The organism is Gordonia sp. HS-NH1, from assembly GCF_001418765.1.
In the GTDB taxonomy this organism is placed as follows: domain Bacteria; phylum Actinomycetota; class Actinomycetes; order Mycobacteriales; family Mycobacteriaceae; genus Gordonia.
This window is the reverse complement of sequence record NZ_LIYC01000004.1, coordinates 144,012-157,289: the sequence shown is the minus strand read 5'-3', so window position 1 is coordinate 157,289 and position 13,278 is coordinate 144,012. Positions and strand designations below refer to the sequence as shown.

Annotated in this window: 14 protein-coding genes and 1 tRNA gene; 8 read left to right on the top strand and 7 right to left on the bottom strand. The window is 67.3% G+C overall.

Annotated elements, in window-relative coordinates; translation table 11 throughout:
- Positions 1-2 precede the first annotated feature (2 nt).
- From AMD30_RS05325 to AMD30_RS05315, 4 genes are read right to left on the bottom strand one after another with little or no spacing between them, the layout of a single operon-like run.
- Positions 3-473, bottom strand: coding sequence for a hypothetical protein (locus tag AMD30_RS05325; RefSeq protein WP_156354161.1), 471 nt, complete (start codon positions 471-473; stop codon positions 3-5).
- On the bottom strand, positions 470-658 hold the full coding sequence (locus AMD30_RS24950; RefSeq protein ID WP_156354160.1) for a hypothetical protein: 189 nt from the start codon (positions 656-658) through the stop codon (positions 470-472). The genes AMD30_RS05325 and AMD30_RS24950 overlap by 4 nt, the downstream gene beginning before the upstream one ends.
- Complete coding sequence (locus AMD30_RS05320) at positions 659-1,063, bottom strand: hypothetical protein (RefSeq protein ID WP_055474910.1); 405 nt, start codon at positions 1,061-1,063, stop codon at positions 659-661.
- Positions 1,060-1,266: an excisionase family DNA-binding protein gene (locus tag AMD30_RS05315; protein ID WP_055474909.1), complete on the bottom strand. Its 207-nt coding sequence runs from the start codon at positions 1,264-1,266 to the stop codon at positions 1,060-1,062. The genes AMD30_RS05320 and AMD30_RS05315 overlap by 4 nt, the downstream gene beginning before the upstream one ends.
- Positions 1,267-1,385: 119 nt before the next feature.
- Here AMD30_RS05315 and AMD30_RS05310 point away from each other — a divergent pair, with 119 nt between their 5' ends.
- Both AMD30_RS05310 and AMD30_RS05305 read left to right on the top strand, forming a co-directional pair.
- On the top strand, positions 1,386-2,012 hold the full coding sequence (locus AMD30_RS05310) for a hypothetical protein (protein ID WP_156354156.1): 627 nt from the start codon (positions 1,386-1,388) through the stop codon (positions 2,010-2,012).
- Between the two features lie 95 nt (positions 2,013-2,107).
- A complete protein-coding gene (locus AMD30_RS05305; RefSeq protein WP_231632648.1) occupies positions 2,108-3,196 on the top strand; it encodes a tyrosine-type recombinase/integrase in 1,089 nt (362 codons plus the stop codon).
- Between the two features lie 36 nt (positions 3,197-3,232).
- On the opposite strand, the gene AMD30_RS05300 is transcribed toward AMD30_RS05305, so the two are convergent.
- Positions 3,233-3,306, bottom strand: a tRNA-Leu gene (locus tag AMD30_RS05300).
- Positions 3,307-3,495: 189 nt separating this feature from the next.
- On the opposite strand from AMD30_RS05300, the gene AMD30_RS05295 reads away from it, so the two are divergent.
- The 5 genes from AMD30_RS05295 to AMD30_RS05275 all read left to right on the top strand — a co-directional run bounded on the left by AMD30_RS05295 (position 3,496) and on the right by AMD30_RS05275 (position 9,501).
- Positions 3,496-4,734 carry an oxygenase MpaB family protein gene (locus AMD30_RS05295; RefSeq protein ID WP_055474906.1) on the top strand — a complete coding sequence of 413 codons (1,239 nt, stop codon included), beginning with the start codon at positions 3,496-3,498 and terminating at the stop codon, positions 4,732-4,734.
- Positions 4,735-4,787: 53 nt separating this feature from the next.
- Entirely contained in the window at positions 4,788-7,058 is a 2,271-nt protein-coding gene (locus tag AMD30_RS05290) for an MMPL family transporter (RefSeq protein WP_055474905.1), read from the top strand.
- A gap of 54 nt (positions 7,059-7,112) precedes the next feature.
- A complete protein-coding gene (locus AMD30_RS05285) occupies positions 7,113-7,799 on the top strand; it encodes a TetR/AcrR family transcriptional regulator (protein WP_055474904.1) in 687 nt (228 codons plus the stop codon).
- Between the two features lie 144 nt (positions 7,800-7,943).
- On the top strand, positions 7,944-8,810 hold the full coding sequence (locus tag AMD30_RS05280) for a Bax inhibitor-1/YccA family protein (RefSeq protein WP_055474978.1): 867 nt from the start codon (positions 7,944-7,946) through the stop codon (positions 8,808-8,810).
- A 133-nt stretch (positions 8,811-8,943) separates the two neighbouring features.
- Positions 8,944-9,501 (top strand): DUF6790 family protein, encoded by a 558-nt coding sequence (locus AMD30_RS05275; RefSeq protein WP_055474903.1) that lies wholly within the window; start codon positions 8,944-8,946, stop codon positions 9,499-9,501.
- A 16-nt stretch (positions 9,502-9,517) separates the two neighbouring features.
- Here AMD30_RS05275 and AMD30_RS05270 read toward each other — a convergent pair whose 3' ends face one another.
- Together AMD30_RS05270 and AMD30_RS05265 are read right to left on the bottom strand one after the other, a co-directional pair.
- A complete protein-coding gene (locus tag AMD30_RS05270) occupies positions 9,518-10,741 on the bottom strand; it encodes an acetyl-CoA C-acetyltransferase (protein ID WP_055474902.1) in 1,224 nt (407 codons plus the stop codon).
- Between the two features lie 65 nt (positions 10,742-10,806).
- Positions 10,807-11,742: an SGNH/GDSL hydrolase family protein gene (locus AMD30_RS05265; RefSeq protein ID WP_374100784.1), complete on the bottom strand. Its 936-nt coding sequence runs from the start codon at positions 11,740-11,742 to the stop codon at positions 10,807-10,809.
- A 134-nt stretch (positions 11,743-11,876) separates the two neighbouring features.
- Between AMD30_RS05265 and AMD30_RS05260 the strand changes: the two genes are divergently transcribed.
- Positions 11,877-13,271 (top strand): cystathionine beta-synthase, encoded by a 1,395-nt coding sequence (locus AMD30_RS05260; RefSeq protein ID WP_055474900.1) that lies wholly within the window; start codon positions 11,877-11,879, stop codon positions 13,269-13,271.
- The last annotated feature ends 7 nt before the right edge of the window (positions 13,272-13,278 follow it).

Genomic DNA, 13,278 nt, shown 5'->3' with positions numbered 1-13,278 from the left:
GGTCAGGCGCTCTCGAGTTGCCGAGTCCCGGCCAAGTACTGGCCGCTGGTCGAGCTGAGGGACGCCCGGTCAGTGACCGCGGCGAGCGCGTAGTCCGCTTGTGCCGCCGCGTATCCCGGTTCGTTCTGGTCGGCGACCACCCAGAACTGTGCGACCCGTGACCCGACCTTTCGGTTCGAGCTGCGTCGTCGGCGGCGCCACTGCTCGCGCTGGCAACGCTGCGGGCCGGCGCGCCAGTACTCCTCGGCGAGACCGGCCACGATGCTCTGTTGCCGGGGCGTGAGGTGTTTCTCCACGACGAGGTGCACGCGGCCGTCGTCGAACACGCTGATGAAGCAGGCTGCCTTCCACAGTTCGCCGCCGCGGAACTGGTAGGTGGGGTCCTGGCCGTCGAACTTGATGCGGACGAACTCGCGGATGGCGTCGAACTCGACGACCTTCACTGCCCGCACTTCCCAATCTGGATCGCTCACCATGCACCGCCGATCGTCTGGGCGGTGACGTGCCCGCCGTCGACATCGCCGACGAGACTGGCGACATCGAGAAGGTCGTCGATGGTCTGGGGCTGAATGCCGGCGAGCAGCGCGCGGAGCATGTCCGCCGCAGGATCGACAGGCACTCGCGTCCTGTCGGGGTCGTGCACTATTGTGGTGCTCATCTACTTCTCCTTGTGAGTGGCGGATTCACCCTCGATGACCCGGTTCTTGGCGGAGTCGGTCGTCGGGGGCGCTGTGTTTCCTCGGTTGAGGTCTTCTTTCAACTGGTCGGCGCGGTCCTCCATGCTGTGGATGAACGCCGCCAGATTCGTGCGGGATGCGCCCTCACGCAGGCCTTCCCACACCGCCCAAGCGCGGGCGATACGGCCCTCCAGACGATCCAGAGCCTCAGCCCTGAGGACGTCGGCGCCGGAGAAGTCGCTACTCCGGAAGGTGCTCGTGCCGCCGGCCGAACCTGGCGGGGCTACGGGCTGTCGCTCACATACGCGCGTGAACCGACGCACATCTAGTTCATCGGCTCCGAGGCCAAGGTCCTGGTGCGCTTCCAGATCGGCGTACCGCATCACGCTGCGCCCGATTCCGGCCGGGACGGCTGAGATGCCCTGAGCGCGTTGGCGATGAACTCATCAATCGCGTCTTCGGGAATGCGACGGTTTCGGCCGATCTTCACCGAGCGCAGCGTCCCGGTCTTGAGCAACTGGTAGCCCTTGGTGTTGGCGACTCCGAGGCGTTCAAACGCCTCCGCGGGCTTCAGTAAGCGGTTCGGCATCCTAGCAACCTTTCGTGTGGAGAAGAATGAGGACTTCTATCCGTCCTCATACGCAAGAATGCACTGACATACGCGCGGATGCAAGGGGACACGCAAAATCTCGCCTACAATTTGTCCTCATGGGAAACATTGAGTCGAGCGACGAGTGGGACGTTGCAACCGTCAAGCGAGTGGGTAGTCGCCTAAAACTGTTGCGTGGCAACAAATCTGCGCAATGGCTGTCAGATCGAACTGCCGAGCTCGGCTACCGAGTTCCCACTTCGGCGATCGCCAAGATGGACTCTGGGCATCGGCGCGTCCTCCAGCTTGCGGAGTTTCTGGTACTGGCCGCGGCGCTGAAAGTTCCTCCCGCGGAACTCCTGTACCCAGATCTGCCCGACGGTGAGGTCGCCGTCCTCCCGGAGCTGACAGTCAAATCGATCCAGGCTGTGCAGTGGCTATCTGGTGAGGTTGAACTTCTACCCGATGGCCAGGTTCGGCACCCGGATGTAAACGACACGCTGACTGCGCGGGCGAGAAACCTTGTCGAGCTCATCGGGCAGCTGGAGTGGGCCAACCTGAGACGGACTGCTGCGACTGGCACAGGCGCGGAGTCTGACCTAGATGCCGCTCACCGGAGCGTCATGTTCCTGACGGGTGAAGTCGCATATCAAGCGGCCGAACTCATCAAGGACGGATATCGCGTGGACGTCGCCCGGCTACCACTGGCAGTCAGGGAACGCATCGAGCGGTTGACCGAGAACTGAGGTAACAAACCATGGCGCGCCAGCAACTGCCCCCACAGATCCGCAAGCTAACCGTTCGTGACAGGCGAACAGGCAAAGGTGTGACCCGGTACCAGGTGACTGTGGACGCCGGCATCGTCGACGGGCGACGGAAGCAGATCCGGAGACGGTTCACCACCGAAGCGGAGGCCCGTGCGGAGCTGTCATCCGTGCAGGCGTCGGTCGCCGCCGGGACGTATATCCACGCGTCGAAACTCACTGTTGCTCAGGCTGTTGATGGGTGGCTGGCCGCGAAGCATCGACTGAAACCATCGACGAAGCGCAGTCACACAACCGGACTGGCGCCCGTCCGCGACGAGCTCGGCGACACCCTCATCCAGCAGCTGACAAAGCGCGACATTGACACTCTCGTCGGCCGCCTGCGGGCTGGAAAGGTCGAAGGCCGGAAGAAGTGGTCCGCTCGATCGGTCAACCACATGCTCGGCCTACTCACTGCGGTGCTCGAGGACCAGCAGCGGCAAGGTCACGTAGTGCGCAACGTCGCCAGACTCGTCGACCGTATCCCCGCCGAGCGCCCCGAGATGAAGACCCTCACCCAGGCGCAGATGTTCCGCATCCTCGACCACGAATGCCGGGACCGACACCTGTGGACGCTCGCGCTGTACGGCCTGCGGCGCGGCGAGATCGCGGGTCTCCGATGGGACAACGTCGATCTCGGCGCGAAGACGATCACGGTCGCCGAGAACCGTGTCGCTGTCGGCCGCGAGATCGTCGCCGGCACACCCAAGTCAAAACGATCACAGCGGACACTGCCCCTACCCGACGAGGTGGTGGAAGTACTGAGGGCTGCACGTAAACAGCAACTGCAGGAGCGGATGGCCCTGGGGGAGTCGTACGGATCGGGGAGGTACGTCGCGTGCGACGAAGCCGGCGAGCCTTACCACCCAAACCTGCTCACCTTCCGGTGGGGAAAACTCCTGGAAACGTTGAAGATCCCTCACGTGCGGCTGCACGATGCACGGCACTCGTGCGCCACCCTCATGCACCTCCGGGGTGTCCCGATCGCGGTCATCGCCGCCTGGATGGGCCACGCCTCCGCGGCGTTCACGCTGGCGACCTACGCACACTCCCAAGACGACGCGTTGAAGGCCGCTGCGAGCAGTTTCGGACGAGATGTGACAACTCGTGACACCGACAGCGGGTAGCTGATCGCCATTAGGCCATAACTGCCTGGTCAGGGGTGCCCCCAGTCGGACTCGAACCGACACTGTGCCGATTTTAAGTCGGCTGCCTCTGCCAATTGGGCTATGGGGGCGAAGGGTCCGCTCGACGACGGTCCCCACGGTGAGCATAGTCAGCCGCGGCAGCGTGTCCGAATTCGTCCGGCGCTGCCACCGACAGACGTCAACTCGACCGCCAGACTTCGGTCGAGGTCTGGCAGTCGAGTCGACGTCTGGGAGTCAGCCGTCCTTGACCGGCCCAGTCGCCGGGGTGATCATGGGGCATGGACGCGGCAGCGGTGACCGGGGCACGCAATTGGGAGGCCGTCCGAGAGCGGCATCCCGCCATCGTCGAGCGCCTCGAGGCGGGTCTGACGCAGGGTGATCCGCTCGCCGACGCGGTGATCGTCGAGGCCAGAGAACGCGGAATCTCCTTCTCCACACTGGTCGCGCTCTTGGAAGAGCACACCTCCGCCGAGGAGGAGACCGATGTCGAACACCTCGAGATGCCCGCCTCGATGACGCATCTGTTGCAGGTCGCGAGCACCCCACCTCCGTGGTTCGACCCGGCCTGGGCAGAGGCCGGCGCCCGCGCCTGGTGGCGGTTCGGGACGTTGCAGTCGTCGACGCTGTATCAATCGCTGATCTACGGATTCAAGGCGCAGGGGTTCGTCCGTCCGCTGGTGGCCACCGGCCGGCTGGGATCGGGGACACGTGATCGGGTCGAGTCGACGGCCCGCTGGGTCGCCGAGGCGACCACGCCCGGATCGATGCTCCCGGGCCGTCCCGGTTGGGCTGCGACGCTTCGTATTCGGCTGCTACACGCCTACATTCGCGACGTCCTGCGGCACCCGCCCGGCGGCGATCCGACGGACGACGCCGGGGGCTGGGACGAAGGGGAGTGGGGCGCACCCATCAACCAGACGTATGCGGTGATGACCATCTCGTGCGGCTTCCTGGCTCTCCCTCTCGTCGTCGCACGGGATTTCGGGATCCACTACAGCAGTGCGGAATGTGAGGCGATCACACATCTGTGGCGCTGGATCGGCTGGGTCATCGGGGTCGACGACGACCTCCTGCCGCCGAGTTACGAGTCGTCGAGCGAATTGTTCCGTATCGCAGGCGAATTCGAGCTGCGGCCCGACGATTCGTCGAAGGTGCTGATCAAGGCGCTGCTTCGCGAGGGGTACGACCTTCCGCGCGTCGTGCACGGGGCCGCTCCGATTCCGGTGCCAGGGTTGCTGGTCTCCGCGGTGGATGCGATCACCAGACCCCTGCTCATGTCGTCGTTCTCGGCCATCAGCACACGATGGGTCGAGCGCCCGGTCGCCCGGCGGATGGGTTTGCGCCGGACGCCGTTGCACCATCTCGTCGACGTCGCGCGGCCCGCCGTCAGGCTGCGCGAGATCGCGCGCGCGACCGGACTGCTCGGATCGGAGTCGACGGTGATCGAGCGCGAACTGCGAACGGTCCGACGCGGACTCGGCATGCCGCACGTCTCGGAATCGTCCTTGACCACCTAAATTACTGCTGATAACTTAACGCCGTAAAGTCGACCGACGCGACAGGGGTCCGCATGCTGGTCAGATTGACACGGCTGGTCATATCCATGCCCAAACGAGTGCTGCTGGGCGCACTCATCCTGCTGGTGGTGTGCGGCGCGTACGGCGCGACCGCGGCCGAACATCTGCTGGCCGGAGGGTACAGCGATCCGAACTCGGGGTCGGCGCGGGCCGAGAGAACTCTCGACGAGACGTTCAACCGCGGCGGGGTCCAGGTCGTGCTCAAACTGGACGGTCCCGACGGAGTCGACATCTCCCGCGACCCGACGGCCCGAGCGGTCGGTGAGGACATCGTCGCCGACCTGAATCGCAATCAGTACGTGCAGGACCAGATCCTCTCAGTGTGGGCCAATCCGGCGCTCGACTCCGCGCTCGTCAGTCGCGACCGGACGTCGACTTTGATCATCGCCTCGCTCGACGGTGGCGAGGATTCGGCGCCGGGGCACGCCGAGGAGATCGCCGCGGCCCTGGCCGGTGACCGCGACGGGATCACCGTGCAGGTCGGCGGTCAAGGAATGGTCTTCGCGCAGGTCAACGATCAGACCGCGTCCGATCTCCTCGTCGCCGAGGCCATCGCGATCCCGATCACGTTCATCGTGTTGATCTTCATCTTCGGCGGACTGCTCGCGGCGGCCGTCCCGGTCGGCATCGGCATCGTCTCGATCATCCTCACCTTCGCGCTGCTCCGCGCGATCGGATCGGTCACCGACGTCTCGGTCTTCGCGCTCAACCTCACCACCGCACTGGGTCTCGCGCTCGCGATCGACTACACGCTGCTGATCCTGACGCGCTACCGGGAAGAGGTCGGACACGGTCTGAGCCGGCCCGACGCGATCGTCCGAACCCTGGCCACGGCCGGGCGGACGGTCGCCTTCTCCGCGGTGACCGTCGCCCTGTCGCTCAGCGCGCTCGTGCTGTTCCCGCAGTACTTCCTGCGCAGCTTCGCGTTCGCGGGTCTCGGCGTCGTGGCGGTGGCCGCGGTGTCGGCACTCGTCCTCACGCCGGCCGTGCTCATGCTCCTCGGTGATCGCATCGACGCGTTCGACGCCCGGAAGCCACTCCGGCGCCTGCTTCGGCTGCCGCCGGCGCGGCCCGTCGAACCCGAGGACACCTGGTGGTACCGGCTCGTCCAGTGGGTGCTGCGCCACGCCTTGCCGGTCGCCGCGGTCGTCACGGTCTTCCTACTGGTACTCGGTGCGCCGTTCCTGTCGATGAAGCTGGGGTTCCCCGACGACCGGGTGCTCCCCGAGTCGGCGAGCGCCCACGCGATCCAGCAGGAGATCCGAGACGACTACGAGGACGACCTGTCCGCAGCGGTCACCGTCGTCGTGCGGGGGCCGGTGGACGATGCGACCCTGGCGGGCTACACCCGCGCCCTGTCGACGGTCGGAGATGTCAACTCCGTAGGGTCGTCGGCCGGGACGTTCGTCCGGGGTGCGCCGGCCGCGCCCGGCAGCCCGGACGACACCCGGGGCGACGTACACGTCCTGCAGGTGTCGACCGACCGCGACCCGATGAGTGAGTCGGGGATCGCCCAGCTCGACGAGCTGCGGGCGGTGCCACCGCCGGCGGGAACGGAGACCCTGTTCAGCGGGCTCGCCGCCGCCACCGACGACACCGTCGGGTCGATCTACGCGCATCTGCCCTGGGTGCTCGGCCTCATCGCGATCGCGACGTTCGTGCTGCTGTTCCTGTTCACCGGGAGCGTCGTGTTGCCGCTGAAGGCGCTCGTCCTCAACATCCTGTCGCTGTCGGCGACGTTCGGCGCGATGGTCTGGTTCTTCCAGGAGGGGCACCTCGGAGGTTTGGGGACCACCGCCACGGGCACCCTCAGCGCGACCATGCCGGTGCTGCTGTTCTGCGTGGCGTTCGGTCTGTCGATGGACTACGAGGTGTTCCTGTTGGGACGGATCCGCGAGGAGTGGTTGCGATCGGACCGGACGCGCGCGGCCAGCGACCACGCGGTGGCGCTGGGCTTGGCCCGGACCGGCCGGGTCATCACGGCCGCGGCCCTGCTGATGAGCATCGTCTTCGCCGCCATCGCGGCGTCGGAGGTGTCGTTCATGCGGATGTTCGGGGTCGGTCTCACCCTGGCGGTCCTGATGGACGCGACGATCATCCGCATGTTCCTGGTCCCCGCCTTCATGCGGCTGGCCGGGCGGGCCAACTGGTGGGCGCCGGGTCCGCTGCGACGGCTACACGATCGGATCGGATTGTCCGAGGAGGCCCCGGAGGTCGGGCGTCCCGAGAAAGCGGCGCCGGACACTGCGCCGACGAGGGTCTGACACCGAATACGTCATACGACGGATGAACGGCGGCGGGACAGGTGCTGGAGTGCAGTGACGACACGTAGACGAGCGAGATCACCGCGCGGGTCCGGAGAGATCCTCGCGGAGGAGATCATCGAGGCCGCCGGTGAGTTGCTGGTCGAGAACGGCGACGACACCGCGATGTCGATTCGCGCGGTCGCCAACCGCGTGGGGGTCACACCGCCGTCGATCTACCTGCACTTCGCCGACAAGGAAGCCCTGCTCGACGCGGTGTGCGCCCGCTACTTCGAGCGTCTCGACGACGAGATGGCCGCCGCGTCGGAAGGCGTCGACGACGCCTTCGAACGAGCGCTGGGCCAGGGGATGGCCTATGTCCGCTTCGCCGTCGCCACGCCCGTGCTCTACCGGGTGGCGTTCGGCAAACCCACTCCCGAAGGGCATCCGTCGAAGGTCGACGAGGTACTCGCCGCCAGTGCGTACTCCCGGTTCGCCGGAACCGTCACCGAGCTGGCCGACGGAGGCGTGTTCGATCACGCCGAGATCGCCGACATCGTTCTCGAGTTCTGGGCCGCCGCCCACGGAATCGCGTCGCTGATGCTCGCCAAACCGGGTCTCGCCTGGGGCGACGACTTCGCGCGTGCGGAAGCCATGCTCACCGCCATGTGCCTGGGCCGGGCCTCGCTCGCGACCGACGGCGGCATCGATCAGACCGCAGTGGGCCGCCGGTTGAGGTCGCTGCGCGACCGGGTGAACTGACCCGGTGGCGGTTGTCTGACGACAGAAGGGTCAAGAGTCGGTAAAGTCGACATCGACTCGGTCGTTGCGAGCTCTCGCCAGGGAACTCTCAGAAACGGCCCGACGTTGAGACGGCAGACATCCGTACCGATGAAGGAGCGCTTCGTGCGAGAAAGCAGCAATCCGGTGATGCGCGGCGTGGTCCGCGACAATCAATCCGGATACGCGGGTTTCGGGGCCGGCATGGCCGGCGCCGGCGCCGCGGCCAACCAGTTCGGTCAGGCCACTGACCCCTACACCCAGCCGGCACCGCCGGCCACTCGTCAGCTCACGATCGACGACGTCGTCACCAAGACCGCGATCACCCTCGGAGTGCTGACGCTGGCCGCCGCCGCCACGTACTTCGCGATCAGCAGCCGCGCCACCGAGGCCGCCCAGGCAGCTCTCGCCACGCCGCTGATGCTGGTCGGCGCCATCGCCGGTCTCGTGCTCGTCCTCGTGGCGAGCTTCGGTCGCAAGCAGGACAACCCGGCCATCGTGCTGGCCTACGCCGCGTTCGAGGGCCTCTTCGTCGGTGCCATCTCGTTCGTGTTCGCGAACTGGGCGGTCGCCGGTGACACCTCGGCCGGTGCGCTGATCGGACAGGCGGTCCTCGGCACCTTCGGTGTGTTCTTCGGCATGCTGTTCGTGTACAAGGTCGGCGCCATCCGCGTGACGCCGCGCTTCACCCGCATGCTGTTCGCCGGCATGATCGGCGTCCTGGTCCTGATGCTCGGCAACCTGGTCATCGGTCTGTTCACCGGTGAGGCCGGAGTCCTGCGCGACGGTGGCCCGATCGCCATCATCTTCTCGCTGGTCTGCATCGCCCTCGCCGCGTTCAGCTTCCTACTGGACTTCGACGCCGCGGATCGCCTGATCCGTGCCGGCGCACCCGACCGGGCCGCCTGGGGCGTGGCACTCGGCCTGACCGTCACCCTGGTCTGGCTGTACGTCGAGATCCTGCGTCTGCTGACCTACTTCAACTCCGACTAGTCAGTCATGTGACAGTGGCCCCGCACCTCGGCAGGTGCGGGGCCACTGTCGTGTCAGGGTCGGTTGGCGACAAAGTGTGCCACCCGGTGCGTTTGCGGGAACAACCCCATCACCGCGGTTCTACCGTGCGGACATGGTGTTCTTTCTGATCCAGCTGGCGCTGATGATCATCGGCGCCGTCGTACACATACTGGTGGACCGATCGATGCGACGACGCACCGTCGGCCGCGCAGCCGAACTCGTGCTGCTCTGGATACTCGTCCCCGGCGGCGCATTCGGCATCCTCGCCGGGGTCGGCCACGTCGGCCCGAACGCCCCCGAGATCGCCGAGGGCATCGGGCCGGACTTCATCCCGTCCATGTTCCAGTGGGAGCTGGGGTGGAACGACATCGCCGTGGGCGTGCTCGGCGTGCTCTGCTACCGGGTGCGCAATCGTGGCGGATGGCTCGACGCCGCCGTGTGGGCACTGGCGATCAGCTACGGGGGAGACCTCGCCGGTCACATCTCGCAGTACTACATCCACGACAACACCGCGACGAACAACGTCTGGGCGATCCCCGCCGAGATCTACATCGTCGGCGCCGTCGTCATCGCCTGGTTCGTGTACCGACGAACGACCCCCCGCAGCGTCGCGATCCAGGGACCGAACGCGGCGAGGGGCGTCGACGAGAAGACGGCCTCGGTCAGCTGAGGCGCTCCAGCACTGATCAGCTGAGGCGCTCCAGCACCATGGCCATGCCCTGACCGCCACCCACGCACATCGACTCGATGCCGAAGGTCTTGTCGCGGGTCTGCAGGTTGTTGAGCAGGGTGGTCGTGATGCGGGCGCCGGTCATCCCGAACGGGTGACCCAGGGCGATGGCGCCACCCGACACGTTGAGCTTGTCGTGGTCGATGCCGAGATCACGGGCCGAACCGAGGACCTGGACGGCGAAGGCCTCGTTGATCTCGACGAGGTCGATGTCCGACAGGGACATCCCCGAGACCCGCAGCACCTTGCGGATCGCCTCGATCGGACCGAGCCCCATGATCTCCGGCGACAGGCCGGTGGCCGCGGTGGCGACAACGCGCGCCAGCGGGGTGAGGCCAAGCTCCTTCGCCTTGGTGTCGCTCATGATGACCAGCGCCGCGGCGCCGTCGTTGAGCGGGCACGCGTTGCCCGCGGTGATCGTGCCGTCCGGGCGGAAGACCGGCTTGAGCTGCGAGATCTTCTCGTAGGTCGTGCCCGCGCGGGGGCCGTCGTCGGTGGTGACCAGCGAGCCGTCGGGCAGGGTGACCGGGTCGATCTCCCGCTCGAAGAAACCGGACTTGATGGCTTCTTCGGCGCGGTTCTGGCTCAGCACGCCCCACTTGTCCTGGTCCTCGCGCGAGATGCCGGTGAACGAGGCGACGTTCTCGGCGGTCTGGCCCATCGCGATGTACACGTCCGGGATGACCCCGTCCTTGCGCGGATCGTGCCAGATGCCGGCGTCACCGGCGGCCGCCTTCTCCGTGCGGGCCATCGCGTCGTCGAACAGCGGGTTCTTGGAATTCGGTGCGCCGTCGGCGCCGCCGGAGATGCCGAAGCTCGACACGCTCTCGACGCCACCGGAGATGAGGACGTCGGCCTCGCCGGCCTTGATGGCATGCAGCGCCATCCGGGTGGTCTGCAACGACGACGAGCAGTAGCGGTTCACCGTGACGCCCGGGATGTGGTCATGCCCCAGCTCGACCGCGATGACCCGGGCGATGTTGTAACCGCCCTGTCCGCCGGGCTGGCCGATGCCCCAGTGGATGTCCTCGATCAGCGCCGGGTCGAGCTCCGGCACCTTGGCGAGCGCGGCTTCGACCATCTGACGCGACAGTTCGTCGGGTCGGATGTCTTTGAGGGATCCCTTGGCGGCGCGGCCGATCGGGGAACGGGCGTGGGCGACGATGACGGCTTCAGGCATACCTCGAAACTACCCCACCAAGCATCTGCTTGGTCGCGAGGCCGGTCAGCCCGAGTCGTGGCTGGTCACCGGTGTGTCAGACGTCTCCTGAGACGTGTGACGAACCGTGTTTCTTCGACGGCCTCGGACACCTTCGGCGGTTCGGGCAGCGGCGTCGGACCCCACTCGCCGATCGAGGCGAGCACCTCGGGCACCAGGATGTCGGCGGCGAGCTCATACCCAGCGGCCGACGGGTGGAATCGATCGGGCGACAGCATGTGCTCGGGGCGCGCGAGGAACTCCTCGGTCAGCAGGTCGGCCAGTGGGACCGGCCGCCCCCCGGCGGCCCGGACCGCCGATCGCTGCGCCGCCGCCAGCGTGAGTCCCCAGCGTCGCAACACCATTCGCAGGGGCTGGGGGATCGCGGTCACCACGCCGAAATCCGGGCAGGTGCCGACGACGACCTTCGCACCCTCGTCGACGAGTGCGTGGACGGCATCTCCGAGCCGCCGCGCCGACGGGAGCGGACTGTTGCGGGCGGTGACGTCGTTGGCGCCGACGAGGATGACGGCCACGTCGGGTCGCTCGTGATGGACGAACATGGCCTCGATCTGGGCCGCGAGCCCCTTCGACGTCGCGCCGACGATGGCCTTGTTGGCGTAGCGGACCACCCGATCGGTCTCCGCGGCCACGCGGCGGGCGATCTGGACTCCTGGCGTCTCGCCCGCGGTCTCGGCACCCAGTCCGGCCGCGGTCGAGTCCCCGAACACCACGAGATACAGGTCGTACACGGTGTCCCGGGTGAAACGTGCGCTGGTGCCGTCGGGGCGGTACACGCCGTCGCCGTCCGGGGCGTTGTCGGTACGGTGCGGGATCACCACGCGGGCCTCGGCGGCCTGACTGTTCAGCAGGTTGTAGGCGGCCCAGCCGGCGCCGGCCGCGCCCGCGGTCGCAGCCGCTGTCGCGCCGACGTCGCGCACGATCCTGGCGGGGACGATTCCTCGACGACTCGAACCGGACACGAGTGCCAGTTTAGGCGACTTCGACACGACTCCTCGCTGCGCTCGTCGTCGGCTCAGCCAGCGGTAGAACCGACTGCCGACGTCGGGCAGCGGCCGGGTGTCGCTGTTCGCGGTGGCTCTGGGACCATGGACACATGCGCATCGCCAATCACGTCGTCGACCTGGTGGGCAACACCCCGCTGGTCAAGCTGAACTCGGTGACCTCACCCGGATCGGGCCTGGTCGCCGCCAAGGTCGAGTACCTCAATCCCGGTGGCAGCAGCAAGGACCGCATCGCCGTGCGGATGATCGACGCGGCGGAGGCCTCGGGTGAACTGAAGCCGGGCGGGACCATCGTGGAACCGACGTCGGGAAACACCGGCGTCGGCCTGGCGCTCGTCGCCCAGCAGCGCGGCTACAAGTGCGTGTTCGTGTGCCCGGACAAGGTCGGCGAGGACAAGCGCAACGTCCTGCGCGCCTACGGTGCCGAGGTCGTGGTCTGCCCGACCGCGGTGGAGCCGTCCCACCCGGACAGCTACTACAGCGTCTCCGACCGCCTGGTCACCGAGATCGACGGTGCGTGGAAGCCCAATCAGTACGCGAACCCGGCCGGTCCGCAGAGTCACTACGAGACCACCGGTCCCGAGATCTGGGCCGACACCGACGGCAAGGTGACGCACTTCGTGGCCGGCGTCGGCACCGGCGGCACCATCACCGGCACCGGCCGGTACCTCAAGGAGGTGTCCGGCGGCTCGGTGAAGATCGTCGGCGTCGACCCCGAGGGTTCGGTGTACTCCGGCGGGACCGGGCGCCCCTACCTCGTCGAGGGTGTCGGGGAGGACTTCTGGCCGTCGGCCTACGACCCGGACATCCCCGACGAGATCATCGCGGTCTCCGACGCCGACTCGTTCGACATGACCCGGCGTCTCGCCCGCGAGGAAGGGCTGCTCGTCGGCGGCTCGTGTGGGATGGCGGTGGTCGCGGCCCTGCAGGTCGCCGAACGCGAGGGACCCGACGCCGTCGTCGTCGTGCTGCTGCCCGACGGTGGCCGCGGCTACATGGCGAAGATCTTCAACGACCAGTGGATGAGCAGCTACGGCTTCCTGCGGACGCCGCTCGACGCCAACACCAAGGAATCCCTCGTCGGAGATGTGTTGCGCGGCAAGACCGGCGCCCTGCCCGACCTCGTGCACACCCACCCGCAGGAGACCCTGCGCGACGCGATCGAGATCCTGCGTGAGTACGGCGTCTCGCAGATGCCGGTCGTCGGCGCCGAGCCGCCGGTGATGGCCGGCGAGGTCGCGGGTGCGGTCACCGAGCGCGACCTGCTCAGCGCGGTCTTCGAAGGTCGTGCCAGCCTCGCCGACCCGGTGTCGGCACACATGGGAGAGCCGTTCCCGCTCATCGGTTCCGGCGAACCGGTGTCGGCGGCCACCAAGGCGCTCGGCGACTGCGACGCGCTGATGGTCGTCGAGGACGGCAAGCCCATCGGCGTGATCACGCGCCACGACCTGCTCGCCTTCGTGTCGAGCCACCCGATCGTCGGATAGGAGCATC

Bases quoted from the DNA above. Each gene is read 5' to 3' on its own strand.
- AMD30_RS24950 (WP_156354160.1), bottom strand. From the start codon at position 658: ATGAGCACCACAATAGTGCACGACCCCGACAGGACGCGAGTGCCTGTC.
- AMD30_RS05315 (WP_055474909.1), bottom strand. From the start codon at position 1,266: ATGCCGAACCGCTTACTGAAGCCCGCGGAGGCGTTTGAACGCCTCGGA.
- AMD30_RS05310 (WP_156354156.1), top strand. From the start codon at position 1,386: ATGGGAAACATTGAGTCGAGCGACGAGTGGGACGTTGCAACCGTCAAG.
- AMD30_RS05295 (WP_055474906.1), top strand. From the start codon at position 3,496: ATGGACGCGGCAGCGGTGACCGGGGCACGCAATTGGGAGGCCGTCCGA.
- AMD30_RS05290 (WP_055474905.1), top strand. From the start codon at position 4,788: ATGCTGGTCAGATTGACACGGCTGGTCATATCCATGCCCAAACGAGTG.
- AMD30_RS05275 (WP_055474903.1), top strand. From the start codon at position 8,944: ATGGTGTTCTTTCTGATCCAGCTGGCGCTGATGATCATCGGCGCCGTC.
- AMD30_RS05270 (WP_055474902.1), bottom strand. From the start codon at position 10,741: ATGCCTGAAGCCGTCATCGTCGCCCACGCCCGTTCCCCGATCGGCCGC.
- AMD30_RS05260 (WP_055474900.1), top strand. From the start codon at position 11,877: ATGCGCATCGCCAATCACGTCGTCGACCTGGTGGGCAACACCCCGCTG.